The following is a 25,703-nucleotide window of genomic DNA, read 5'->3' as shown; positions in this document are numbered from 1 at the left end:
GGAATAGACACGTCGGGTTCTTCAAGATGCCTGACGGTCACAGTCTCGATTCCTTGTCCGTCTCGTCTTCCTGATCCTCCCGACGCACCTCACGGTCGTAGGGCCACCCAGCGAGGGGTGGTCTCCGGATGGGAGGGAGGTCTGGCGATGGTGAAGGTAGGCGACGCTCGCGGGGCGCACGATCTGATCGAGCGGCGGGCCTCATCGGTCGCTGCGGTCTTCTCCCGGCTCGGCGGGGACGTGCCGCTACCGCTGGTCGCGCACGAGCTAGCCCGACACGGCGTGCCGGTGTTCCCGTGCGCGCCCGGCGGGAAGCGCCCGATTCCCGATCGAGGTTTCCACGAGGCAACCAACGATGTGAGACAGGTGGAGGCGTGGTGGCGGCATCGGCCTCATGCGAATCTCGCCATCCCGACTGGCGCAGCCTCGGGTGTCGTCGTCGTCGACGTCGATGTACACAAGGTCAACGGGTATCCCGCATTCAGACGCGCTACACGCGCCGGGCTGCTGCCGGAGCCGTTGGCGGTCGTTACCACGCCGACCGGCGGCAGGCATCTGTACTACCCAACGGACGCCGAACGTGAGCAGCGATCGTGGCAGGCGGGCCGGGCGGGTATCGACTTTCGGGGCGACGGCGGCTACATCATCGTGCCGCCCTCACAGCGCCCCATCGACGGTCGCCGGGTGCCGTATCGGGTCGAGAGCATGGCGACGCGCCCTGTCGCGCTACTAGACGCGCAGCAGTTGCGTGACTTCCTCGACCCGCGCCCGAAATACGCGCCCGCGCCGGAACCGCCGGGCGGCTGGCCGCTGGACGTTGCCCGGCTCGCCTCGCAGGTAGCTCGCAAACCCGAGGGCGAACGCAACCTCGGGTTGTTCAAGGCCGCGTGCCGCATGGCTGAGCACGGACACTCACCCCGCGACGCGCTCAACGCGCTCGGCCCAGCAGCGGGCCAGTCCGGGCTGGGAGAGCACGAGATCACCCGGACAGTCGGCTCGGCGTATCGCCACGTCAGCACCTACGGGCCGCGCCGTCGCGCCCCGGTACGTCAGACGGGTTCCGGGTTCGCCCACACCGAGCCGCCTGTCTCGGTGAGTGGTCGGAGGCTGTGATGAGCGTGCGGCAACCGGCATGGGGTTGGGCGGTGGTGACCGCCGCGACCGGCACCGTGCTGATCGGTATCGGCGCGTTCTGGCTCTCGTTCATGGCGCTGGCCGATCTCGCGGCCCGGTCGGGTATCGCGCCGGGGCAGGCGTGGATCTGGCCCTTGCTCGTGGACGGCCTGATCGTAGTCTCCACCATCGCGGTTGTCGCACTCGATGGTCGCCGGGGTGCCTGGTATCCGTGGGCGTTGCTGATCTGCGGAGCACTCGTGTCGGTTGCTGCAAACGCGCTGCACGCGATCGTCGCCGCCGACGCCAGCGTGCCCGCCATGCTCGCCGCAACGGTCGCGGCCGTGCCGCCGCTGGTACTGCTCGCCAGCACGCACCTCACCGTCGTCCTCACACGCTCGACCACCGCGCCACCGAGCACGGCGCAGGCACCGCCCGAGCTATCCGCCGCGACCGAACCCATGGCCGCGATCGAGTCCGAAGCAGACCCGGAGGCCGAGCTGGTGCTGGGGCGGCGTGAGCGTGCCACTCGGCTGCGGGAGGCCGGCTGGTCGAACAAGGCCATCGCCGACGAGCTCGGCGTCCATGCCTCGACGGTGGGCCGCTGGTTTACCCCGCCGGTCAAGGAGCCGGAAACCACAACAGAGATGGAGACAACACCATGAACATCGACCCGCGCGAGCAGGCGCATGCCTACGACGACTGGCACGTCGAGGATGTGCCTGAACCGGAGATGCCGGAAGACCGCAGCGAGGTTCGGCAGGTGCCCGAGGCGGTCGCCGCTGCCGACGTGACCAAGCGCAAGGACACCACGGTCGAGACCCCCGCGACTGACGAGATGACCGGTGCAGCTGAGGCGGCAGAGGTCGAGCAGAAACTCGAGGAACACCGGGCGCGCGGTATCGAGTGGGTGCGGCCCACCGATCTCATCGCCCGTAACACGGCGTCGCTGGCCGGGCGGGGCATCGACATGGAAGTCGAGATGTCACGCAAGGCCCGCGAACCACTCGTGGCCGGGCTGCGGAACCTCAGCGACCGGGCCAGGCGGCTGTCGCCGCTGACGGCGTTCGGGCACGGTGCCCGGCACCACGCGCCGACGAGGGCCGCGGTCGGGAAGTCGTGAAGTGGTGAGTAGCGATGATTCGACAGCGAACGCCCGACCGCCCCCGACCTGTTGGGCATGGGAGCGCACCTGGCTGGCAGGAGGTGCCTACCATGACAACTCGCACAACCGAGCACGTACCGGAGGATTTCACTCGCAGCGAGGGCTTGCGTGCCCTGCTGAACCGACTGCACGAGGGCGGCCCTGGCGCTTGGCAGTGCGATCCGGTGGCCGCCGACCTGATGGCCTACGCCGCCGACAAGTACGGGGCGCTGGCCCGCAAGCACGGCCTCGACCCGTGGGAGGCAGCCAGTGCCGCGTTCGATGTGATGCGCACCAAGGCCGCCCGCACCGCGAACGATCCGTGGGGCGTGGTGACCCACGCGGTTCGCATCACCTGCATCGCCGAGGAACGCGGGCAGGGCCTGCTCTGTTCGGTGCATCAAGCCCGGCGTCCGCACATCTCCGCGTTCCACGACGCCGAGCGGCTGTCAGATCGAGAGAACCCGCTCACGGACTACCACACGGCGTTCCACGTTACCGACCCAGACCCGACTGGCACGGACGAACCGGCAAGCACGACGGCGTGCTGCTCGACAGACTCGGCGGTCGAAGACGCCATCGCACTGTTCACGCTGCTGGGCTGGCCCCCGCATGTCGCCCGCGCCGGGGTCGAGCACATCTGCCAGGCGCTTGCCCGGGCGGGCAGCCGCCAGAGCGCCTATGAAGCGCTGCGCCGCGACAAGCACGCCCGCGCCCTGCTCGACGTGAACAGCACCGCGTGGACAGCGCTGCTGAAGGCACTGCTCGGGCACCCCAGCCCGGCCTACGCCGCGACCGCTGCCGGGCGCGGCATCTTGCTCAGGCTGCTGATCGGCGAGAGCCTGCGCGCGCTGCTGCGCGACGACGATCTCGTGCTGATGATCTCGCTCGCGGCCCCAAAACGTGGGGGCCGGTCATGAGCAGGCATACCGGGCACATCGAACTCAACCGCACCGTCGAGTCCATCGTCGTCGGCAACCGTCACCGCACTGACTTGGGTGACCTGACCGCGTTGGCCGAGTCCATCGCCCGCGACGGCCTCCTGCAACCGCTGACGGTCACCATCGACGGGGTGCTGGTGTGCGGTGCGAGGCGGCTGGCCGCAATCAAGATGCTCGGCTGGCGCACGGTGAGCGTGTGGGTGCGCTCGGGCATCTCGGGCAGGCTCGGTCACCTGCTGGCCGAGCAAGACGACAACATGCTCCACAAAGACCTCACCCCGGTCGAGGCGGCTGCGCTCTACCGCGAGCTGAAGACCCTCATGGCCGAGGATGCCGCGCGCAGGCAGGCCGCGACACGGTTCAGCGCGGAGAACCAGCCCGGAAAGGACGGTGCGGGAAAGTTTCCCGCACCGTCCGAACCTGTGGGCCGTGCCAGCGAGCAAGCCGCCGCGATGATTCCCGGCGGCGCGTCGTACAAGACGCTCGACAAGATCGACTACCTGCGGCAAGTCACCGACGACCCCGACCTGCCCGCCACGGTGCGCGGCGACGCCGCTGCCGAACTCGAACGCATCGACGCCGGTGCCCCGGTGCATCCCGGCTTCGAGCGCATCCGCGCCGCCGTCACCGAGACCGCAAGCGAGACCACCGACCTGGAGGCACTCGCACGAGAGGCCGTCGCCCGCGCGCAGGCGGCACAGACCAAGCCTGCGCCGGTCACCTTCGCGGGCGCGGCCGAGCCTGCACGGTGGCCGGTGCGCGCGTTCGTCGCCACCTGGAGCGAGCTTGCCGACTGGTGGACGCACTACGACGCCGAGGTGCTGGCGAACGAACTCAGCGATGAGCAGATCGCCTCGTTCCTGGCGACCGCTGACGGCACCAGCACGTTCGCCGACGACCTGCGCACGGCGCGGCAGGCGTTGAGCAATCCGCGCAGGCACCTCCGGGCGCTCTGACCCTCGTCGGGTGCGCGGACGGCGCACCTGGGGGTCATGAAGACGACTCCCGATGATCCCGCCCGCACCCGCCGCCGACTGATCTCCTTTGTCTGCGCCGGCGTCGCGTTCCTCGTCCTGGCTGCGATCGGCGTCTACGGGCTGGTGACCGGCCCGAACGACGACGGCACCCGACCCGAAGCACCGGCAGCGCCTGCGCCCACCGACCCGACCCGGCCGACTCCGCGCCTGCCCTACATCGCCCCGTCGACCGACCCCGACGAGTTCGCGCGCGAGGCCGCGCACGTGCTGTTCACCTGGGATACCACCAGCGGGTTCCTGCCGCTGGATTACACCGCCGTGCTGCTGGACGTGGGCGACCCGACCGGGAACGAGCAGGCGGGCCTGGCCTCTGACATCGCCTCCTACCTGCCGTCGCGTGACGCCTGGGTCGATCTGCGCCAGTACAGCACGAGCCAGCACCTGACCATCACCGAAGCCTACGTGCCCGAGCAGTGGGCACAAGCGGTCGAACAAGCCCGGCCCGGACAACTCCCGGTCGGGGCGACCGCCATCACGATCGAGGGCACCCGGCACCGCGAGGGCATCTGGAACGACGAACCCGTGACCTCCGAGCACTCGGTGGCGTTCACGATCTTCCTCGCCTGCCCGCCCGACGACCCGCCGACCGGCAGCCAAAGCGAGACCAGCACGCCCGATGCGGGTGTCGTGCCGTCCTGCTACCTGCTGCGCCTGTCGATTCTCGACCAGCCACTGCGCTGAGACGGAGGCCATGACGATGAAGAAAGCAGTCATCGCCCTCGCCCTTCTGCTCCTGCTCGGCCCATTCATGGGCCTGCTGGGTATCGGCGTGCTGATGAACCCCTCCGCGAACGCCGAGTGCACCATCGACGGCTCCGGCATCACCGTAGGGAACATCCCCGACTCGTTGACCGCGACCACCGCGAACGGCGAGACCATCACGCTCAACCGGCAGCAACTCACGCACGCGGCCACCATCATCGAGATCGGTTCCGGCATCGACGGGGTGGGGCGCGACGGCATCCAGATCGCGCTCATGGCCGCACTGACCGAATCCAGCCTGCGGATGCTGTCGAACACCTCCGCCTACCCCGAGAGCGCCGACTACCCGAACGATGGCAATGGCTCAGACCACGACTCACTCGGCCTGTTCCAGATGCGCCCGCAGTCGGGGTGGGGAACGGTCGCCGACCTCATGGACTCCACGTATCAAGCGCGGGCGTTCTACGGCGGGCCGGACGGCCCCAACTACCCGAGTCCGCGTGGCCTGCTCGACATTCCTGGCTGGCAGCAGATGGGCAAGGGCGAGGCGGCACAGGCTGTCGAGGTCTCAGCCCACCCGGACAGGTACAACAACTACGAGCCGGTCGCGGCCACCATCCTCAGTGCCCTCACCGGCTCCGGCGGCCCGACCACCGCGACTGGCCCCTACCTGGTGACGACTAGACAAGTCACGGAGTCTTCGCGCGTGGTGTTCCCGCTGCCCGAGGGCACCTGGGTCGTCACCAGCGAGTTCGGGTATCGCAGCGACCCATTCACCGGCGAGACCTCCTATCACTCCGGTCTCGACCTCGGCGCAGCTGACGGCACCCCCATCCTGGCCGCCGCTGACGGCACAGTGACTGTGGCTGAGTTCTCAGGCGGTTACGGCGGTCTCATCATCATCGAGCACACCATCAGCGGGCAGACCGTCGCCACCGCCTACGCGCATATGTGGCAGCACGGCATCCACGTCTCGGTCGGAGATCACGTGCGCGCGGGCCAGCACATCGGCGATGTCGGGTCGAGTGGACGTAGCACCGGAGCACATCTGCACTTCGAGGTTCGACCCGGCGGCACCAACGGCGAACAGATCGACCCGGCAGCATGGCTGAACCAGCACAACGCCGCCGACCTCCCCGAAGCCTCAGTCGGGCCTCCCCACGGTTGCGCGGGCACCAACGGTATCGCCGGTGACCCGGCTCCATTCGACGGCGACGACCCGAGCCGGATGGTCGATGACCCGACGTCGACCGGGCAGATCACTGCCCGGATGCTGCACCTGTATGAGCAGACTCTCGCCCAGTTCCCCGACACGGGCTGGGGCTGCTACTCGCCCCGGCCCGGCACGCAGTCAGAGCATCCCCTGGGCAGGGCGTGTGATCTGACGTTCGGCAACGCGATCGGCCAGTATCCGGCCAGCGAGCAACTCGACTACGGCTGGCAGGTCACCGAGTGGATGCAGACCCACGCCGAAGCTCTCGGTGTCGAGTACCTGATCTGGCAGGGCAAGATCTGGTCGCTCTCGCGCGACTCCGAGGGCTGGCGTTCCTACAACGGCGGCGGGATGCACGACCCCGACAACGTGACGGGTGGGCACTACGACCACCTGCACGTCACGGTGAAGTAGCGGGGGTGCGTCATGGATGTATTTCCCGACTTCGATGGACTGGCCGGTATCGACGATCTACGGGAGGTCGTCGGGGCGCTGCTGATGTTCGCGCTCGTGATCGCGGTGCTGATGCTGATCGTCTCGGCGATCATCTGGGCGGTCTCATCGAGCACCGGCAACTATGCCGCCGCCGCCAAGGGCCGCGTCGGAGTGCTGGTCTCCCTCGGAGGCGCAGTCCTTGCCGGTGCCGGTGTCGCGTGGATGAACTGGCTGATTGGCATCGGCCAGCAACTCTGACGACTCCGGCTTCTTCTGAGCGCCCGCCCCTCTCTGGGGCGGGCGCTTTCGTGTGCGTGGCAGCGGAGAGCACCTGACGGCAGAACCATCCGTCCTCTCACAAAGGAGAACTGCCGTGATCGACATCGACCCCAACTCCAGTGGCTTGCCGGGTATCGACCAGCTGCGCATCATCGTCGGCGCAGTCATGACCGTGGGCTTGATCCTGTCGGTCCTGGCGTTGATTGTCTCGGCGATCATCTGGGCCTACGGGTCCAACTCTTCCAACCCGCATCTGGCCGGTCGCGGCAAGATCGGCGTCTTGATCTCGTGCGGTGCCGCCGTCGTCTGTGGCGCGTCGGTCACGCTCATCAACTTCTTCTGGGGCGTCGGCCAAGCCGTCTGACCCGCCCATCTACTCCGAACCACTAGGAGGCTCGTGATGGGCGTGTGCGATATCCCCGTCATCTCCACCGTCTGCGACGTCGCCGGTGAAGCCGCAGCGACGCTGATCTCGGCACCATTCGACTGGCTCGCCAGTGCGATGGGCGCGGCAGCCGCCTGGATGTTTGAGGCTGTCTGGACGGTCTTCGACACGACCACGATGGTCGACGTCACCAGCGGCGAGTACTTAGGCGTCTACAACCTGATCTTCGGAATCGCCGTGTTCGTCATGCTGCTGTTCTTCTGTCTACAGCTCATCACGGGCATGATTCGCCGAGAACCCGCCGCCCTCTCCCGAGCGGCCCTCGGGCTGGCCAAGAGCGTCCTCGGCTCCTTCGTGGTGATCACCCTCACGGCCCTACTGCTAGAGATTGTTGACCAACTCTCGGTCGGCATCATCCAAGCCGCTGGCGAAACCACAGCCACGATGGGCGACAAGATCGCGATCCTCGTCGCCGGATTGACCGCGCTGAACGTGGGGGCACCCGGTGTCGGTGCGATCTTGACCATCTTCCTCGCGGCCTTGGCCATCGCAGCCGCTGCGATCGTCTGGCTGAGCCTGCTAGTTGTTGTGGGTCATGAGGTTCTTGCCACGGGGTACGGGCTGAGATGAGACGAGTGGGCCTCTCCCGCAGGATGGAAGTTCCTACACCACCGACCTGCCCGAGAAGACCCACTCATGACTCACGCTAACGCACCCCTGACCCCGACCGGCCGTCTCAGGATGGTCCACCGCCACCTGCACGACGGGATCCCGCAGGCACACGTGGCCGCCGAGTTCCGGGTGAGCCGGCCCACGGTGGCCACTTGGGTCGCCCGCTACCGCGCCCAGGGAGAAGCCGGCCTTCAGGACCTGCCCAGCCGGCCGCACCGTTCACCTGCCCAGCTCGATCCGGTCTTGGTCGCCCAGATCCACGCCCTGCGGCGGGAGCGCAAGTGGTCCGCACGGCGCATCCATCACCACCTCGTCTCCGAGGGCCACCGGGTGTGTCTTCGTACCGTGGGACGGTGGCTGCACCGACTCGGGATCTCCCGCCTACGGGACCTGACCCCGGCCGGAGAAGACCTGCGCCAACGACCCCAGAAGATCACCGCGAGAGGGCCGGGGCACATGGTGCACCTGGATGTGAAGAAGATCGGGAAGATCCCAGACGGGGGCGGCTGGCGCACCCACGGACGTGAAAGTGAAGCAGGCCGTGCTTCCAAGCGTGGTGCCGGCCGGCGGGTCGGGTACACCTACCTGCACTCGGCGATCGACGGGTACACCCGCCTGGCGTACACCGAAGCGTTGGAGGATGAGAAGGCGGTGACCACGATCGGGTTCTTCTGCCGGGCGCGGGCGTTCTTCGCCGCCCACGGCATCACCGTGGACCGGGTGATCACGGACAACGGGAACAACTACCGGGCCGTGGACTTCACCGCCAAGGTGGTCTCGCTCGGGGGCCGGCACCACCGGATCCGCCCCTACACCCCGCGCCATAACGGGAAGGTCGAACGGTACAACCGGCTGATGGTCGATGAGGTCCTCTACGCCCGCCCGTATACCTCAGAGACAGCTCGGCGTGAGGCGCTGGCCGTGTGGGTGAACCACTACAACTACCATCGGCCTCATACCTCCTGCGGAGACGCCCCGCCGGCCTCGTTGGCACCGGCCCGAGTCAACAACGTCATGCCCTCCTACAGCTAGTCCGCAAGGCGCTCCTACTGGTCGCGGTGGTCTTGGCCCCGTTCGCGTTCTCCGGCGCCTCCTGGGATGCCACGCGCGGCTGGATCTCCAAGTGGGCGATGTTCGTCGTCGCGCTCATCCTCTCCAAGCTCGTACTCGTCGTGATTCTGCTGGTCGCAGTGACCCAGGTGTCGGCCCCGATCGACGGCGATTTGTCGAGTATCGCCGACCCCCTCGCCGGGGTCGTGCTGATGGCGCTGGCCGGGTTCGCGCCGTACATGACATACCGCTTCCTGTCGTTCATCGGGTTCGACCTCTACAACTCGATGGGCACCGAGCAGGAAGCCAAGAGCGCGCTCAACCGGCCCATTCCGACGCCGGGCAAGCCACAAGGGGGCGAGCCGAAGAAGGTGCTCGACGAGGGCAGCAAGGGAGGCGGCGACAAGTCCAGCAGCGCAGGTAGCAACGGGGGCGGCGGGGCCGGTGGAGGCCCCAAAGCCAACCCCACGCCTGCCCCGTCCTCGGCAGGCGGCGGAGGAGCCGGTGCGAGCAGTGGTGGTGCAGCTGGTGCAGGCGGCTCCGCCGGAGCCGCAGGTGCCGGTGCCGGTGGAGGCGCGGCGGCGGCAGGGCCGGTCGCCGCCGGAGTCGTGGCGGGTGCCGCCGTGGTCAAAGCCGCCGCCACCGCCGGGCCGAAAGCGGGCCAGGCGCTGGCCGGTCAAGCCGATCAAGCGGCCAGCGGTGCCGAGCAAGCGGGGTCGGCTCCGGTCACCCCGCACGCGCCGCCGCCCTCGCAACCGCTGCCGAAAACCCCGACCAGTTCCGCGCCGCCGCCGAAGCCCAAGCCGACGAAGGAGTGACACGCCATGCCCAGCCCGGAGACGCCCCACGAGCCAGGTGGCGGCGAACTGGTGCCCGTGAAGTTCTCACGCCTCACCAGACGCGGCATCCTGCTCGGCCTGTCGCTGAGCCAGCTGATTACCCTCGGCGTCGGTGGGGCGAGCCTCGTGGCCGCGTTCTACGGCGGCGGCGGCCTCCTGTTCCTCATCACCGCCCCGATCTGGGTACTTGCTGCCGCGATCACCTGGATTCCCGTGGCGGGCCGCCCGCTCGTCGAGTGGCTGCCGGTGGCCTGCTGGTGGCTGTGGCGCAAGACCGGCGGGCAACTGGCCTACCGGCGCAGAATCGTCACCCCGCGCCCTGCGGGAACGCTCGCGCTGCCCGGCGACATGGCCCGGCTGCGCGAGTACACCGACCCCGAGACCGGGGCCGGGATGGTGCACGACCCGACCGCCGGAACCCTCACCGTCGTCACCGTGATCACCCATCCCGCGTTCGTGCTGCTCGACCCCGGCGAGCAGGAACGCCGCGTGACCGCGTGGGGCCGGGTGCTGGCGACCGTGTGCCGCTCCGGGCGCATCGCCACCCTGCAAGTGCTGGAACGCACCCTGCCGGACTCCGGGCAGGGCTTGGCCGAGTGGTGGGCCGCGCACGGCACCGCCGACGGCTCGTGGGCGGCGACGACCTATCAGGAGCTGATCGACCGGGCCGGACCTGCCGGGGAACGTCACGCGACCACGCTCAGCCTGAGCCTGGACATGCGCGCCGCCGCCCGCCAGATTCGCACCGCTGGCGGCGGCATCAAGGGCGCGGCGAACGTACTGCGGCAGGAGATGGGCACCCTGTCGGCAGCGCTGCGCTCGGCAGACCTGACGAGCAAGGGCTGGCTCAGCACCGGGCAGATCGCGGTCATCCTGCGCTCGGCGTATGACCCGGCTATCGCCGCGACGCTGGAACGCCACGGCGACCTCGGACACGACCTCGCCACCGCCGGGCCAGTCGCGGTCACCGAGTCGTGGGGGCATCTGCGCAGCGACTCGGCCTATCACACCGTCGTCTGGATTTCGGAGTGGCCGCGCTCGATGGTGCATCCGGGGTTCCTCTCACCCGTGTTGCTGTCCAGTGGTATCCACCGTGCGTTCTCGCTGATCTGTACCCCGCTGCGCACCGATCAGGCCGCGCGCGACATTCGCCGCAAGAAGACCGAGTACATCAGCGACGCGGCCCAGCGCGCCCGCATCGGGCAGATCGAAGACGCTTCGCAAACCGCTGAATACCACGACGTGCTCCAGCAGGAGGCAGACCTCACCGCCGGGCACGGAGTGCTCCGCTACACGGGTCTGATCTCGGTGTCTGCCGACTCGCTCGAGGAACTGGAAGCGGCAGTCGCTGCGATCGAGCAGGCCGCCATCCAAGCCTCGTGTGAGGCCCGCGTGCTGGTCGGCCAGCAGGCCCAAGCGTTCACCGCCGCCGCGCTGCCGCTGTGCCGCAAGGTCTGAGCCGTCGGGCGCACCTCGAAGCCACCTGCACCTGTTCATCTGGAGGTCCGACATGCCCACGTTCAACGACCCGACCGCTGACGCTGCGGAAGCAAACGCGGCGTTGCGAGGCCTCGCGCACGCCAGCCGACGCATCGACAACCCCGACAAGCTCCACGGCATCGTCGGGGAACTACTGGCCGCGACCCGCTTGCTGGAACAGTCGTTCATCCAGCTCGCCGGAGCAGGTATCACCTACCAAGGCCGGGCCGCTCATGACGACGGTGACCGCGACCTCGGTGCCGCGGATGTCTGGGCCGCTGCCGATGCGCTGCGCCAGGCCGCGCAGCATGTCAGCGCCGCCGAGAGCTGCCTGGATCAGGCGTCCGGGCACCTGGGGCGCATCGCCTGGCAGCCGTCCGAGCGCCAGTGGGTGACCGTGGTGTTCTTGCAGGGCGAGGAAGCCGACCGGGTGCTTGACTTCATCGACCGCGACGGCACCGACGCGGCAATCGAGTATCTGCGAGGCTTGGACTACGGCGACGAGACCAACAATGCCGCGCTGGCAAACGGGCACGTCTACGACGAGCTGCCCGACAGCACAACCGACAAATACGCCAAGACCGCCGGCTACTCCCTCACCTACAACCGGACGCTCGGCAACGTCGCCCTCTACCGTGACTACAACCCGCCAGCCAACGCCACAGCAAACGCCGACGGTTCACAGCGGGTGGAGCCCGCACAGGATGCGGCGAACGTCGAGGCCGCGCGCCGCGCGCTCGATGAGCGCCGCGACCGCGTGCGTGGCGATGGGTCCTGGTTCACCCCCGACCGCATCGCGGACATCAAGCGCGACCGGGGGCTGGAACGATGAGCCACAGCGACGAGGAGAAGCTGCACGCCTCGGTGCTGGTCGCCCCCGCGAAAGAGCGGCGCCGCTACCGCAAGCAGCGGCGCCAAGCCGCGGACCAGCTGCACCGCGAGCAGCGCCAGCAGCGGATAGACGAGGCCAAGGCCCGCGCCGAAGCGGACAAGGCCGAGCGCGCCGCACGCCAGTATCTGCCCGCCGCCGGGGAACCCGGACCCTCGATGCTGCGTACACCGGGCCGCTTCCAGTTGCCCCGACATCAAGACACCTCCGCCACCCTCTCCGGCGCGTACCCGTTCGTCGCCGAGGGCGGCCTCGGCTCGTCCGGTGTCTTCGTCGGTCAAGACTTGTACTCGGGCGGGAGCTTCGTCTACGACCCGTGGGTGCTGTACGCCAACGGCGTCATCACCGCGCCGAACGTCGTGCTGGCCGGAATCGTCGGGTCCGGCAAGTCCTCACTGGCCAAGTCGCTCTACACGCGCAGCCTGCCGTTCGGGCGGCGCGTGTACGTGCCGGGTGACCCGAAAGGGGAACATACCGTCATCGCTGAAGCGGTCGGCGGCAGGGCGATCGCGCTCGGCCACGGCATGGCCAACAGGCTCAACCCTCTGGACGAGGGGTATCGGCCCTCCCACTTCACCGATGCGGAGTGGGAGAGCACCGTGGCAGCGCGCCGCCGCGACCTCATCGGCGCGCTGGCCGAGGTCGTCCTCAACCGAGGCCTCACGCCGCTGGAGCACACCGCAATCGACACGGCGCTGATCGCGACCGTGCGAGAGAACACCGTGCCGATTCTGCCGATGGTCGTAGACCGTATCCTCGCCCCGTCCGACGACGCCGACGGGCGACTGACCGAGGACGGCCGCATCGTCGGCCACGCCTTGCGGCGTTTGGTCGCAGGCGACTTGGCGGGATTGTTCGACGGCCCCTCGACGGTGCAGTTCGACCCGACGCTGCCGATGATGAGCCTCGACCTGTCGCGGGTGACGGAGAACAGCACGCTCATCAGCGCGCTAATGACGTGCTGTTCGGCGTGGATGGAGTCGGCGCTGCTCGACCCGGCAGGCGGGCAACGGTGGGTGATCTATGACGAGGCGTGGCGGCTGATGTCTCAGCCGTCGTTGCTGAGACGGATGGACGCGCACTGGCGGCTCGCCCGGCACTACGGCATCGCCAATGCCTTGATCTTCCACAAGCTGACCGATCTGGAGAACGTCGGTGACTCCGGCAGCGCCATGCGTTCGCTCGCCAACAGCCTGCTGGCGAACGCCGAGACGCGGGTGATCTACCGGCAGGAATCCGACCAGCTGGGCGTCACCGCCAAGGCCCTCGGCCTGACGACCACCGAGCGTAAGCTGCTGCCCTCACTCGGCGTCGGGCAGGGCCTGTGGCGCATCAAAGAACGCAGCTTCGTCGTCCAACAGCAGTTGCACCCTGCTGAGCTCGCGCTCTTCGACACGAGTGCCCGGGCATCGGGGCGCTCTCCGGGCGGGAGCGTGCGATGAGCCAGAGCGAACCTGATCGGGAGCGCCTCACGCTGACGATGACGGCGCTCGACGACGGCCTGAACCGGATCGCTCGGAAGCACGAGGGCGCGGTGCAGTTCTTCTACGAAGATCCCGAGACGTTCGGCGCCGGGCACTTCGTGTTCTACCCGGAGAACGACACCCGCTCACGGTTTGCGATCGAAGAGCAGTACACCGGCACCGACTGGTCAGACGACGAGCGGCTGCCGACGTCGTGGACGTGGACAGCGGAACGTCGCGTGCGCCACTCGGACGGCACGCACATGTGGGGCGTCGAGCGCACCGGCGAAGCGCGTGCGGAGGACTTCTGGCAGGTGCTCGTCGAGGCCGAGAACTGGGCGCGGCGCATACAGAACCGCACCACTCAGGCCGCACAGTTCGGCATCGGTCACCGCCGAAGGAACGAACCGCCCGCGCCGAGGCTCTAGCCGCTCGCCGGGAGGCGTCAGGCGCACCTGACGGCATGAGAAAACCACTTGCCCATGCCGCTGCTCCCGCGCCGGTCTCGATGCCGCTGATCCGCCTCGCCGTGCACGACGACGGCACGATGAGCGCCACCGTCGACGGGGAACCCCTCGCCCCGCCGGTCGCCGAGGGCGCATGGCGGCGCGGCTCGTTCGCGCGGATTGTCGATCAGGTCACCGCCGAGCGGATGATTCCGGCACGAGTCGAGGTCACCGAGGCCGATGGCTCGACGTTCACCGACATCATCACCGCCACCGCCCGCAAGAACACCCCCGCTCCGGCCCCGCCGGAACCCGAACCTGCGGATGCGCCCCGGCTGCTGGAAGTGACCGGGGATGGTTTCGTGCCCGGTGAGGACATTGCGGTGTGCCACATCATCAGGCACACCGACGCCGCCCCGACTGGCACCGCCCGCGCGCTCATCGACCTGGCCTGTGACCACGTCGACCCCGGCGACGAGGTTGTGCTCGTGGGCAGGGTCTCGGGCACGTTCGTCGTGCGGAGCCTGTCATGAGTGCCCCGGCACCGGGCAGGCAGACCGGCTCCTTCGGTGACGAGCTGACCAACGCCGCCATGATCGGACTGATCGGGGTGTTCGCGCTCACGCTGCTGCTGCGCGGTGCCGGGTCGGTCGCGGCGTTCCTCACCGGCACCGCTCAACCCCTGGCCGGCCCCGCCGCCGGGGTCGGGGTGCTGTTCAACCCCGGCGACCCGGCGACCGCGCTGGAGGCCGATGGCCTCAGTGTCGTCGCCTATTGGATCGTCGCGGTCGTGCTGCTGGGGCTGCTGGCGGCGGCGATCACCTGGGCGTGGACACTCCTGCGCCGCCAGTCGCGCAAGAGTGCGCAAGACCCTCATCGACTTCCCGGCACGGCAACGAAACATGACGTGGCTCAGGCCGCCTCCGCCAAGGCGCTGCTATCTCGGGCAGGGAATCTCCGGCCCTCTCTGGAGCGTCCCGCGCCGTCCGATGTGGGCTATCGGATCGGCACCTCGCATGGGCTTGACGTGTGGGCCAGCGTGGAGGACTCTCTGCTGGTCATCGGCCCGCCTCGAAGCGGCAAATCCCTCCAGATCGTCGTGCCGACGATCCTGGATGCGCCCGGCGGAGTGGTCGCCACCTCGACCCGCCCGGACAACCTCACCGCGAGCCTGCGCGCGCGCCAACGCATCGGCCCGACCGCCGTGTTCGACCCGCAGCACCTGGCCGAGGGCATCCCGGCCGGGCTGCGCTGGTCACCGATCAGGGGCTGCGAAGACCCGCTGACGGCGATGATCCGCGCAACCGGCCTCGCCTCGGCCACCGGCCTAAGTTCGGGCGGCGTGGAGGGCGGCGGGTTCTGGGAGGGCAAGACCCGCTCCGCGCTGCAGGCGCTCTTGCACGCGGCCGCGATCGACCACAGGCCACCGTCGGAATTGTTCCGGTGGACGCTCGACCCCACAGCCGCCGCCGATGCGGTGGCGATCTTGACGAACAGCCCACTCGCGGCGGGCGGCTGGGCCGAGTCGCTGGAGGCGATGATCGACGCCGACCCGAGGACGCGCGACTCCATCTGGCAGGGCGTGTCACTGTCGCTGAGCGCCCTGGCCGACCCGCGCGTGCTCGATGCGGTCTCACCTGGCGCGGGCGAAGACTTCGACCCGGAGAAGTTCATCCTCTCGCGCGGCACCCTCTACCTGCTCGCCACCGGCGCGGGCGCGGGCGCGAGTGCCGCGCTCGTGGCGGCGTTCGTGGAAGACCTCGTCGAGGCAGCCCGCCGCGTAGCGGCACGCTCACCTGGCGCACGCCTCGACCCGCCCCTGCTGCTGGCCTTGGACGAGATCGCCAACCTCAGCCCGCTTCCCAGCCTGCCGACACTCATGTCGGAGGGAGGCGGAACGGGAATCACCGCCATGCCCGTGCTCCAAAGCCTCGCCCAAGCGCGGGATCGCTGGAGCGAGAACCAGGCCAACGCGACCTGGGATGCCGCGATCACCAAGATCGTCCTCGGCGGCGCATCCAACAGCCGTGATCTGCAAGACCTCTCCTCACTGATCGGGGAACGCGACGAGTTCACCGACAGTGTGACCTTGGGCGACCACGGCACCCGGTCCAATCAACGCTCGGTCAGACGCATCGCGATCATGCCGCCCGAGCGAATCCGCACCCTCCCGTTCGGCACCGCGGTCACGCTGCTGCGCTCGGCCCCGCCGATCATCACCGATCTGCGGGCCTGGACGAAGCGAGACGACGGCGAGCGACTGAAAGCCGATCGGATCGAGATCGAGGCGTTGCTGGAACGAGGCGCGAATGGCCCCTGAGCTGCACCTCATTCACCGACCGCTGAACCGTGGCCGCGAGCTGCGATCGGTGGTCGCAGCAACGACGGCAGAGGCGTGGAGGTGATGGCCAATGGCCCGCAGGAGCCGGAAAGCGCCGCCCGGTCAGCTCGAGTTCGACCTGTGGGGGCTGGCCGAGCAGACCGCCGACGAGCAGATCAACGAAGCAGCCGAAACCGCGACCGGACTGGAGGGATCGACACATGAACAAGTACGGAGCGCAGGCGATGGCGCACTGGAAGACCCACGCACCCCAGCGGTTCCAGAACCTCGACGACCCGACCCGGTTCTTCACCGATCTGGGCCAGGAGGCGCAGGGCCAGATCAGCGAACTGGCGCGACAGATCGAGACAACACCGGCGTCGGTGCTGGCGAAGACGGCCTCTTCGGAGCAGACTTACTTGCAGGACGTGGCACGCCGGATGACGGCGCTACGGATAGCGGAGGAGGTCGTGATGCAGCAACTCGCCTGGGTCAGCGACCCGAGCCTGCCGCTGGACGAGGCCCGCGAGGAGTGGGAGCAGACCCGGCCGTCGGACGAGAATCTGGTGACCTGGGCCGAGCGGATGCAAGACGCCCCCGACCTGATGCCCTCGACGGTCGACCTGGAGCAGAAAGCCAAAGACTGGGCCGTGCCGACTTGGTTCTTGGAGGGTCTGGTCGAAGCGGAGATCCCGAGGCAGTACCTGGAAGAACACCAGAGCCTGCTGGCCGAAGCGGCGACGATCCGCTTCCTGCGCGAAGTCCGCTAACCTCCACCGCCGACGAGACCGCCACCGACTCGGAGCCTGCCGCGACGGTGGGGCGGTTCGTGCCCGCCACGCACGACGACCTCGCTCCCTCGGGCGCGAAAGCCCGCTTTCGCGCGAACATCGCGGCGATCGAAACCGCCCGGCTGCTGGTCGAGCAGGAACGCCCGGCGACCGCTGATGAGCAGCAGACGCTCGCGCGCTGGTCGAGCTGGGGCGCGGTGCCCGATGTGTTCGACGAGTCCAGGCAGGACTGGACAACCGAGCGTGAGCAGCTGCGGAGCCTGCTGACCCCGGACGAGTGGGATGCCGCCGCACGCACGACGATCAACGCGCACTACACCGACCCGTTGATCGTGCGGCAGATGTGGCGGACCATGACCGCGCTCGGCTTCGACGGCGGCAGGGTGCTGGAACCCGGCTCCGGGCTGGGCACGTTCCTCGGCATGGCCCCCGAGACCGCGCGCATGACCGGGGTGGAACTCGACCCGGTGACCGCGGCGATCAGCCGCGCCCTGTATCCGCACGCCGAGGTACGGACTGAGTCGTTCGCCGACACCCGGCTGCCCGAAGCCTCGTTCGATGCGGCGATCGGGAACGTGCCGTTCTCAGACGTGACCTTGCACGACCCGGTGCACAATCCGACGCGGCTGTCGATGCACAACCATTTCATCCTCAAGAGCCTGCGGCTCACCCGGCCCGGCGGGATGGTCGCGGTGCTCACGTCGCAGTACACGATGGACGCGCAGAACCCCGGCGCGCGCCGCGAGATGGCGATGCTCGCTGACCTCGTGGGCGCGATCAGGCTCCCCGCCGGGGCACATCGGCGCACGGCGGGAACCGACGTGGTGACCGATCTGCTCATCCTGCACCGCCGCGAGGACGGGCAACCCCCGGCAGATGACCTGTGGGAAACGGTCACCCCGATCAGCCTGGACGGACAGCGCGCGAAGATCAACGCCTACTTCGATCACCACCCCGAGCATGTGCTCGGCACCCTGAGCATCCGGCAGGGCATGTACGGCACCCCGACGCTCACCGTCGATGGCGACCTCGACCGCCTGGAGGCCGACCTGGCCGATGTGCTCGACCAGATCACGTTCACAGCCCGCCGCACCGGAAGGGTCTTCACTGCGCCCACGGCGGAGTATCAGGCACGGCAGGCCGCGCGTGTGCCGTCGCCGCCGCAGTTGTGGGATGGCAGCATCGTCGCCACCGACACCGGGTTCGGCACCGTCGTCCAAGGCTCCGTCGAACCGTTGGACGTGCCGAAATCGGCGGGGCCGGAGCTGCGCGCCCTGCTGGGGTTGCGCGACGGCGCGCACCGGCTGCTCGAACTGGAGGCCGCGACCGTCGATGACACCGACGAGATCAACCAGGCGCGCGAGGGCCTGTACCGCGACTACCGGAAGTATGCTGGCAGGTACGGGCCGCTGAACCGGTACACGCTGCGCCGCACCGGCCGCACCAACGAGGCCGGGGAAGACACCTACGCCCGCACGGTGCCGACCCCGATCCGGCTGCTGCGCTCCGACCCGTTCGGGGCGCTCGTGCTCGCCTTGGAGCAGTTTGACGACACCGACCAGACCGCGACCCCGGCGGCGATCATGACACGCCGCGTCGTCTCCCCGCGCACCGAACCCCAAGGCGTTGACACCCCGGCCGATGCGATAGCGGTCAGCCTCGACCGCACCGGCAGGATCGACCTGCCGCTGATCGCCGACATGCTCGGCATGGACGAAACCGAAGCCCGCGCCTCGCTTACCGGGCTGGTGTTCACCGACCCGATCACCGACGAGCTCATCCACGCCCCCGCGTATCTCTCCGGCGACGTGCGCATGAAGCTGGAGCACGCCACCGAGCGCGCCGCCGACGACCCGGCGTTCCAGGCTAATGTCGACGCGCTCACCGAGGTCGTACCCGAAGCACTCGGCGTAGAAGAGATCAGCGCCCGCATGGGCGCGGTGTGGATTAGCGCCGACGTGCACGCGCAGTTCTTGAACGAGCTGCTGCGCACCCGCGACGTGAACGTGGAGAACCCGCTGCCAGGCATGTGGGAAGTGCGGGGAGGACGCCAAGGGCTGCTGGCCACCAACGAGTGGGGCACCGAGCGTCGCCCGGCCCCCGATATCGCCCAGGCGATCATGGAGCAGAAGACCCTGCTCGTCTACGACGAGATCGAGAACGTCGACGGCAAGAAGCGCCGCGTGCTCAACCCGCTGGAGACCACCGCCGCGCAGGAGAAAGCCGACGCCCTGCAAGAGCGGTTCGCCGAGTGGGTGTTTGAAGACCCGGAGCGTGCCCGCACGCTCGTGGCCGAGTACAACCGGCGCTTCAACTCCATCGTCTTGCGCGACTACACCGACGCGGGCGAGTACCTGAGCCTGCCGGGGCTGGCGGAGAACTTCACCCCGCGCCCGCACCAGCGCTCCGCCGTCGCCCGCATGATCGCCGAACCGGCTGCCGGGTTGTTCCACGAGGTCGGGGCGGGCAAGACAGCGGAAATGATCATGGGCGTGATGGAGATGCGCCGCATGGGGCTGATCGACAAGCCCGTGCTCGTAATTCCGAATCACATGCTGGAACAGTTCTCCCGCGAGTGGCTGCAAATCTATCCGCAGGCCCGGATTCTCGCCGCGTCCAGCAAAGACCTCACCGCCGACAAGCGCCGCCTGTTCGTCGCACGGACCTCGGCGAACGAGTGGGATGGCGTGCTCATGACGCAGGGCGCGTTCGAGAAGATTCCACTGCGCACCGAGACCCAGCAGGCGTACATCCAAGCCCAGGTCGACGACATGCGGGAAGTGCTCGCCACCGCGACGGGCGAGAACGCGATGAGCGTCAAACGCATCCAGCGCAAGCTGCTCCAGCTGGAGAACAAGGTCAAAGCCCGCATCGACACCAGCCGAGATGCCGGGGTGTGCTTCGAGGACACCGGCATCGACTACGTGGTCGTGGACGAGATGCACATGTACAAGAACCTCGCCACCGACTCGAACATCCAAGACGCCGCGATCGAGGGTTCCAACCGTGCCTCCGATCTGCACATGAAGCTCGAATACCTGCGCTCCGAAGGCCGCGAACGGGTGGTCACCGGGGCGACCGCGACGCCGATCTCGAACAGCGTGACCGAGGCGTTCGTGATGCAGAAGTACCTGCGCCCGGACTTGCTCGACGCCGCCGGTATCGGCGCGTTCGATGCGTGGGCGGCGACGTTCGGGCAGACGGTCACGCAGATGGAGATGGCCCCGACCGGCAACAACACGTTCCGCATGAAGACGCGGTTCGCCAAGTTCCAGAACGTGCCCGAGATGCTGAAACTCTGGTCGATCTTCGCGGATGTGAAGACCGCCGAGGATCTGCAACTGCCCACCCCCGAGATCGCCGAGCGCGAGGATGGTAGGCGGGCACCGGCGACGGTCGCGATCCAGCCCACGGTCGAGCTGGAGCAGTTCATCGAGACCCTCGGCAAGCGTGCCGAGAAGGTCGCAGCCCGGGCGGTGTCGCCCAGCGAAGACAACATGCTCACCATCTCGACCGATGGGCGCAAGGCCGCCCTCGATATCCGCATGATCGCATCCACCGACCCGTCTGGGCCGACCAAGGTGGACCTGGCTGCCGACAGCATCCACCGGGTCTGGGAGCAGACGAAAGACAACATCTACCTCGACCCGATCACCGGGCAGGAGTCGCCCGTGCGGGGTGCGTTGCAGCTGGTGTTCTCCGACATCGGCACCCCGAACCCAACCCAGTGGAACGCCTACGACGAACTGCGGGCGCAGCTTGTCGTGCGCGGGATGCCGCCCGAGTCCATCCGGTACATGCACGAAGCCAAGACCGACGTGGACAAAGCCAGGTTGTTCGCTGCCGCGCGTGCCGGGCACGTCGCGGTGCTGATGGGTTCCACACAGAAAATGGGCGTCGGCACCAACGTCCAGAACCGGGCCGTCGCGCTGTATCACCTGGACTGCCCGTGGCGACCCAGCGACATCGCCCAGCGCGAGGGCCGCATCCTGCGCCAAGGCAACCAAAACCCCGAGATCGGCATCGTCCGGTTCGTCACCGAACGGTCATTCGACTCCTACATGTGGCAAGGGGTCGAGCGGAAGGCGACCTTCATCGCGCAGCTCATGCGTGGAAACCTCGACTCCCGCGAGATCGAGGAGATTGACTCATCCGCCCTATCCGCCGCCGAAGCCAAGGCCATCTCCTCGGGGAACCCGCTTCTGCTGGAGCACTCCACGGTGCATACCGAAGTACAACGGCTCCGCCGTCTCGAACGCGCCTATCACCGCAACGAGTCGATGCTCGTCCACGCCCGCGACCGCGCCAGTGACCATGCACGGAGTGCCGCAGCCGACATCGAAGCCCTCGAAGCGGTGCTGCCGCGCGTGACCGACACTTCCGGTGACAGGTTCCGCATCGAGCTACGCGACAACACCTACACCTCCCGGGCCGATGCTGCACACGCGCTCGCAACTTGGGCGCACGACTCCGACCTGAAGTGGGCACCGCGCTACGCCTCCCGCGACCACGGCGTCATCGGCCAGATCAGCGGCTTTGACGTGATCGTCTCGACCAGCCCGGCACTCGGGGCCGACCCCGTGGTGAACATTCGGCTCGACGGGGTGCCGCGTAGCGGGTTCATCATGACCCGCCAGTCGTTCCTCGACGGCGGCGTCGGACTCATCCAGCGCATCGAGAACCGCGCATCCGGCATCCCCTCCCTCCTCGAGCAAGCCCGCAGCGACCTCGCCAGCGCCGAGACCGAACGCGACGATGCCGAGCAGCGCATCGGCCAGCCGTTCCGCCACGCCCAGGCCCTTGCCGACGCGGAGAAAGACCTCGCCAGAATCGAGACCCAGCTGGCCGCGATGCAAGAAGACATCGACCACGCAGCACAACCCGAACCCGCGCCGGGGAACCCACCGAATGGGCTGAACGTCGAGACCGTGCGAGCACACCGGCCCGCGCTCGGTGTCCGCCCGAACCCCGAACGCACCCCGGTATCCAGCAGAGCTGGTTCGTCGGCGCAGTCGTGGGCGCGGGAGACGCCCGCGCGAGGGTTCTAAGGCTCGCGGGCCGCTTCGTGCACCTTGCCGCCACACACAAGCAGCGCCGCCTACTGGCGGGGCACCGTGAGGTAGGAGGCAAGCTGATGGACGAGCAGAACGAGCCGCACGACGGCCAGAGGCAGGAACGGGCGAAGCTGCGACCACGTGAAGCGCTGGTCGGATACATCGACTCCGAACCCAGGCTCACGTACAGCAAGAACGGGATCGCGCGGTTGTACGCGCGCGTCGGCGTCGATCACTTCCGTCGTGACGGCGAGGATTCGTTTGTCAAGACCGGCACCACGTTCCACGACATGGTGCTCTTCCGCAAGACCGCCGAGGAAGCGAGCCAGAAGTTCCAGCAGGACGACCGCTTCATCGCACAGGGGTACGTGCGGCCGTTTACCGATCAGAACGGCAACGAGCGTGAAGAGTTCGTGGCCACGAAGATCGGCCACGACATGATGTGGACGCCCTACACCGTCGACCGTGCGCCGCAGCAGGAGACACCGCAGCGTGAGGCCCCGGGCCTCGACCGCAGCCAAGGGTTCGAGCGCGACGACCGGCCCGCGCAGCAGCGCGAACCGGCCGTGATGTCGCAGTAGGACAGGGCCGACACCATGAATGACGAAGAGGACTTCGTACCCGAGCAGGACGAGCCAGAACCCGAAATCGACCACGGCACCACAAACCGGGTCGGGGCGGCGGGGCCGATGCTCGATGAACCGCCCGGCCCGATCAACTGGAATCTGCTGACCGCCGACGACGCCGAGGCCGCATGGTTGGAACTGAACCAGTGGGTGAACTGGCTTCGCACGACCTACGGGCTGCCGTCGTCGGTGGTGCCTCCCATGTGGCACCGTCACCCCGAGCTGCACTGGGAACTCTCAGCGCTTCACACCCATTGGCTGTGCGCGTTCGACCCGCAGCAGAACGGTTCGGCCCCGATCGGCTGGCACCGGGATTTCGCGGACGCCAGGCAGCGGCTGCGTGATTGGGTCGCCGCGTGCGGCACCCGCCTCGACCGCGACCGGCCCACGCGCCAGACCGTCTGGCCCGGCGAGGACGAGGCCGAACCGATCGAAGACACCCCGATCACCGACCGCGACGAGGACTTCGTGGCCTACGTCATCGCCGACGTCGAGCGCCGCCGCCAACTCGAACACGACTTCTACGCCAACCTCAACCCCGAGACCGGCGAGATCAGCTGAGCATCGCACCGCTTACGGGGCCGAAGCCCTACTCCCAAGTTTCGGCCCCGCTCTCGTGTGCCGGTCAGTCGCCGAGCATGCGCCCGGTCCGACGCGGCGCGCTCACTGACGGCTCGAACTGGGCAGGCTCCCGGCGCACGGCGTGACCTGCGGGCCGAGGCGCGGGGCGCTCCAGCGCGGTAGCGGACAGGTCGTAGCCGCCCCAGGGTGAGTAGGCAGGAACGTGGCGGATGCCGAACTGCTGGCGTTCGGTGATGATCGGGGCACCAGGTATCTGCATGTGCTGCGGGTAGCGTTGCTCAATCCACCGCAGGGCCACTTTCGACAGGCCCTTGTCGGTGCGTACCCGAATCTGGCCGGGAACCACGGGGAGGTCTCGCCACCCCGGTACGGCGTGATCGTGCCACGCTTCGACCGCATCTGACTCGCCGCCGGCGTCGGACTGCCACGCGCACGGCCCGCAGACGATCTTCTTCAGCAGATCGCCCGGCCCCTCCGCGTCGGGCTCAGGGCGAAGATCGGCGTGGAACATCTCGGCGCGATGCTCGCCGAACTCGACAGTGGCATGACTGAAGCGGTGCCACATATGGCTACGCGCGAACGAGCCGAAGCTGCCGTTGATGAACCGCCAGTGCTCAAACGCCTCGTCCAGCAGCCTCGGTGGGTAGTAGTCCTCGGTGTAGTGCAGCGGTGCTCCGGCCCACTCGGGCAGTCGCGCGCGGGCGTCCTCGCGGGCGAACTCATCGAAGTCGAACGCCAGCTGCTCCATCGTGGCCATACGGGTAGGTACCCGACCCACGACGACCGCTCTTCCGACAGCAGCGTGCAGGCGCTAGACTAGGGGTAGGCGACATCAATGTTCAGCTAGTCGTCACCGGCCCCAGGCAGGTGGCAGACGAACCGGGGAAGCCGCCCCGGCAAGTCCATCCCATAGGAAGCGTCGCCGCTTCGGGAGGACTTGACCATGATCTGGCTCATCTTCATCGCAGTCGTCATCCTTTTCCGGGTGCTGCGGCCTTGGATACCCTCGACCATCCTGCTCGACTGGTTCCGCACTCAGCGCGACCCGAAGTGGGGTCTGTGGGCCGTGCTCGCCGGGGTCGTCTACTTCGGTTTCGCCTACGGGTGCACCGTCCTGATCGACAACGGAGGCCCGGAGTGGCTCCACCTCTTCGTTCTGATCGGGATCTGCGAGGGCTTCCGCTTCCTCTTTCACGGCTTCGGCATCTACCTCCGGCTCCGTGCCGCCCGCCGCAAGGAACGCCGCGTCGCCCGTGACGCTAACGGGCAGGCGAGTTCACCTGGCGGGTATGAGGCACTACCGGGTGACGAGCACGGGCCGACGTATCTCGGCCGAGCCTCGGGTGCGCTCCAAGCCTGACAACAAGCAACTGATCGCGCTGGTTCTGCACATCGCGGATGGACTTCACGCCCAGGAGCTTGATGAGCAGCAGCGTCGCATCGGTGATCGACACAGCACCGGAAACACGACGCACGCCCATTCGTCGTCTGGCGAGCAAGGAGGCCACCATGACCCTGACAATGCCGATACACGACACGGATACGTCGCCGCTTCTGACAGCGGTGACGTATCAACGTGTCTCGACCAAGGAGCAGGCGACCAAGGGGGGTCGTGACGAGGGGTTCTCCATCCCCGCTCAGCGCCAGGCGAACGCGCGCAAGGCCGAAGACCTCGGCGCACGCATCGTCGCCGAGTTTGTGGACGCCGGAGAGTCCGCCCGCTCAGCTGACCGGCCAGACCTGCAACGGATGCTGGAGTACATCGCCACGCATCAAGTCACATACTGCATCGTCCACAAGGTCGACCGCCTCGCCCGCAACCGACTGGACGATGTGGAGATTCACCGCCGCCTGGTCGAAGCCGGGGTGACCTTGGTGTCTGCGACGGAGAACATCGACGAGACGCCCTCGGGGATGCTGCTGCACGGCATCATGTCCTCCATCGCAGAGTTCTACTCCAAAAACCTCGCATCCGAGGTCAGCAAGGGCCTGAACCAGAAGTTCGAGACCGGCGGAACCCCGATGCGAGCACCAGTCGGGTATCTCAACGTCCGCAAGCGTGACGAGCAGGGCCGCGAGTACCGCACCGTCGAGATCGACGCCGAGCGCGCCCCGCGGGCGTGTCAACTTGTCTGTGTAAGCGGGGTGGTCACAGGTAGGGGTTGATCCGGTCGGGGTAGGCCGCGGCGAGCTGGGCGAGGGCCTGCTTCCAGTTCGTGACGGCCTGGCCTTCGACGAGCCGG

23 protein-coding genes and 2 pseudogenes are annotated in these 25,703 nt (G+C 68.1%); 24 read left to right on the top strand and 1 reads right to left on the bottom strand.

Annotated features, from left to right (window positions below; genetic code table 11):
- Window positions 1-147: 147 nt before the first annotated feature.
- The 22 genes and pseudogenes from D8M29_RS00125 (at window position 148) to D8M29_RS00020 (ending at window position 23,439) form a co-directional block, all read left to right on the top strand.
- Window positions 148-1,113, top strand: a complete 966-nt coding sequence (locus tag D8M29_RS00125) for a bifunctional DNA primase/polymerase (RefSeq protein WP_052001291.1) — start codon at window positions 148-150, stop codon at window positions 1,111-1,113.
- On the top strand, window positions 1,113-1,778 hold the full coding sequence (locus tag D8M29_RS00120; protein ID WP_052001293.1) for a DUF2637 domain-containing protein: 666 nt from the start codon (window positions 1,113-1,115) through the stop codon (window positions 1,776-1,778). Before D8M29_RS00125 ends, D8M29_RS00120 begins: the two co-directional genes overlap by 1 nt.
- The gene (locus D8M29_RS00115; protein WP_052001295.1) at window positions 1,775-2,236 is read left to right on the top strand and encodes a hypothetical protein; all 462 of its coding nucleotides are present in this window, start codon (window positions 1,775-1,777) and stop codon (window positions 2,234-2,236) included. The genes D8M29_RS00120 and D8M29_RS00115 overlap by 4 nt, the downstream gene beginning before the upstream one ends.
- Window positions 2,237-2,328: 92 nt before the next feature.
- Window positions 2,329-3,177 (top strand): hypothetical protein, encoded by an 849-nt coding sequence (locus D8M29_RS00110; protein WP_036340978.1) that lies wholly within the window; start codon window positions 2,329-2,331, stop codon window positions 3,175-3,177.
- Window positions 3,174-4,154: a ParB N-terminal domain-containing protein gene (locus D8M29_RS00105; RefSeq protein ID WP_058630943.1), complete on the top strand. Its 981-nt coding sequence runs from the start codon at window positions 3,174-3,176 to the stop codon at window positions 4,152-4,154. Before D8M29_RS00110 ends, D8M29_RS00105 begins: the two co-directional genes overlap by 4 nt.
- A gap of 36 nt (window positions 4,155-4,190) precedes the next feature.
- Window positions 4,191-4,916 (top strand): hypothetical protein, encoded by a 726-nt coding sequence (locus D8M29_RS00100; protein WP_036340984.1) that lies wholly within the window; start codon window positions 4,191-4,193, stop codon window positions 4,914-4,916.
- Between the two features lie 16 nt (window positions 4,917-4,932).
- Window positions 4,933-6,564, top strand: coding sequence for a M23 family metallopeptidase (locus tag D8M29_RS00095; RefSeq protein WP_231728765.1), 1,632 nt, complete (start codon window positions 4,933-4,935; stop codon window positions 6,562-6,564).
- Between the two features lie 12 nt (window positions 6,565-6,576).
- Window positions 6,577-6,843 carry a DUF6112 family protein gene (locus D8M29_RS00090; RefSeq protein ID WP_036340989.1) on the top strand — a complete coding sequence of 89 codons (267 nt, stop codon included), beginning with the start codon at window positions 6,577-6,579 and terminating at the stop codon, window positions 6,841-6,843.
- Window positions 6,844-6,958: 115 nt separating this feature from the next.
- Complete coding sequence (locus D8M29_RS00085; protein WP_052001297.1) at window positions 6,959-7,228, top strand: DUF6112 family protein; 270 nt, start codon at window positions 6,959-6,961, stop codon at window positions 7,226-7,228.
- A gap of 36 nt (window positions 7,229-7,264) precedes the next feature.
- Window positions 7,265-7,834 (top strand): annotated as a pseudogene (locus D8M29_RS00080) (conjugal transfer protein TrbL); the annotation flags it as partial.
- A gap of 111 nt (window positions 7,835-7,945) precedes the next feature.
- Window positions 7,946-8,953 (top strand): IS481 family transposase, encoded by a 1,008-nt coding sequence (locus D8M29_RS00075; protein ID WP_127434959.1) that lies wholly within the window; start codon window positions 7,946-7,948, stop codon window positions 8,951-8,953.
- Window positions 8,836-9,789: pseudogene (locus D8M29_RS00070) on the top strand (conjugal transfer protein TrbL); the annotation flags it as partial. The gene D8M29_RS00075 and the pseudogene D8M29_RS00070, both read left to right, overlap by 118 nt.
- A gap of 6 nt (window positions 9,790-9,795) precedes the next feature.
- A complete protein-coding gene (locus D8M29_RS00065; RefSeq protein WP_052001299.1) occupies window positions 9,796-11,268 on the top strand; it encodes an SCO6880 family protein in 1,473 nt (490 codons plus the stop codon).
- A 52-nt stretch (window positions 11,269-11,320) separates the two neighbouring features.
- Window positions 11,321-12,121 (top strand): hypothetical protein, encoded by an 801-nt coding sequence (locus tag D8M29_RS00060; protein WP_036340994.1) that lies wholly within the window; start codon window positions 11,321-11,323, stop codon window positions 12,119-12,121.
- Window positions 12,118-13,620: an ATP-binding protein gene (locus D8M29_RS00055; protein WP_058630946.1), complete on the top strand. Its 1,503-nt coding sequence runs from the start codon at window positions 12,118-12,120 to the stop codon at window positions 13,618-13,620. The genes D8M29_RS00060 and D8M29_RS00055 overlap by 4 nt, the downstream gene beginning before the upstream one ends.
- Window positions 13,617-14,069, top strand: coding sequence for a hypothetical protein (locus D8M29_RS00050; RefSeq protein WP_036341000.1), 453 nt, complete (start codon window positions 13,617-13,619; stop codon window positions 14,067-14,069). Before D8M29_RS00055 ends, D8M29_RS00050 begins: the two co-directional genes overlap by 4 nt.
- A gap of 80 nt (window positions 14,070-14,149) precedes the next feature.
- The gene (locus tag D8M29_RS00045; RefSeq protein WP_231919628.1) at window positions 14,150-14,620 is read left to right on the top strand and encodes a hypothetical protein; all 471 of its coding nucleotides are present in this window, start codon (window positions 14,150-14,152) and stop codon (window positions 14,618-14,620) included.
- A complete protein-coding gene (locus tag D8M29_RS00040) occupies window positions 14,617-16,407 on the top strand; it encodes a TraM recognition domain-containing protein (RefSeq protein ID WP_058630947.1) in 1,791 nt (596 codons plus the stop codon). Before D8M29_RS00045 ends, D8M29_RS00040 begins: the two co-directional genes overlap by 4 nt.
- Before the next feature lie 221 nt (window positions 16,408-16,628).
- Entirely contained in the window at window positions 16,629-17,177 is a 549-nt protein-coding gene (locus D8M29_RS00035; protein WP_036341009.1) for a hypothetical protein, read from the top strand.
- A gap of 59 nt (window positions 17,178-17,236) precedes the next feature.
- Complete coding sequence (locus D8M29_RS00030; RefSeq protein WP_231919627.1) at window positions 17,237-22,246, top strand: helicase; 5,010 nt, start codon at window positions 17,237-17,239, stop codon at window positions 22,244-22,246.
- Between the two features lie 86 nt (window positions 22,247-22,332).
- Window positions 22,333-22,833 carry a single-stranded DNA-binding protein gene (locus D8M29_RS00025; protein ID WP_052001302.1) on the top strand — a complete coding sequence of 167 codons (501 nt, stop codon included), beginning with the start codon at window positions 22,333-22,335 and terminating at the stop codon, window positions 22,831-22,833.
- Window positions 22,834-22,848: 15 nt separating this feature from the next.
- Window positions 22,849-23,439 carry a hypothetical protein gene (locus D8M29_RS00020; RefSeq protein ID WP_036341012.1) on the top strand — a complete coding sequence of 197 codons (591 nt, stop codon included), beginning with the start codon at window positions 22,849-22,851 and terminating at the stop codon, window positions 23,437-23,439.
- Between the two features lie 64 nt (window positions 23,440-23,503).
- On the opposite strand, the gene D8M29_RS00015 is transcribed toward D8M29_RS00020, so the two are convergent.
- Complete coding sequence (locus tag D8M29_RS00015; protein WP_235188204.1) at window positions 23,504-24,208, bottom strand: DUF6349 family protein; 705 nt, start codon at window positions 24,206-24,208, stop codon at window positions 23,504-23,506.
- Window positions 24,209-24,403: 195 nt separating this feature from the next.
- Between D8M29_RS00015 and D8M29_RS00010 the strand changes: the two genes are divergently transcribed.
- A complete protein-coding gene (locus tag D8M29_RS00010; RefSeq protein WP_036341018.1) occupies window positions 24,404-24,820 on the top strand; it encodes a hypothetical protein in 417 nt (138 codons plus the stop codon).
- 62 nt (window positions 24,821-24,882) lie between these two features.
- Window positions 24,883-25,626: a recombinase family protein gene (locus D8M29_RS00005; RefSeq protein WP_238692744.1), complete on the top strand. Its 744-nt coding sequence runs from the start codon at window positions 24,883-24,885 to the stop codon at window positions 25,624-25,626.
- Window positions 25,627-25,703 lie beyond the last annotated feature (77 nt).

The organism is Micrococcus sp. HSID17227 (assembly GCF_003989405.1).
Taxonomy (GTDB): Bacteria; Actinomycetota; Actinomycetes; order Actinomycetales; family Micrococcaceae; genus Micrococcus; species Micrococcus luteus.
Note: the sequence above shows the minus strand (reverse complement) of the source record. Positions and strands in the feature narration are given on the sequence as shown.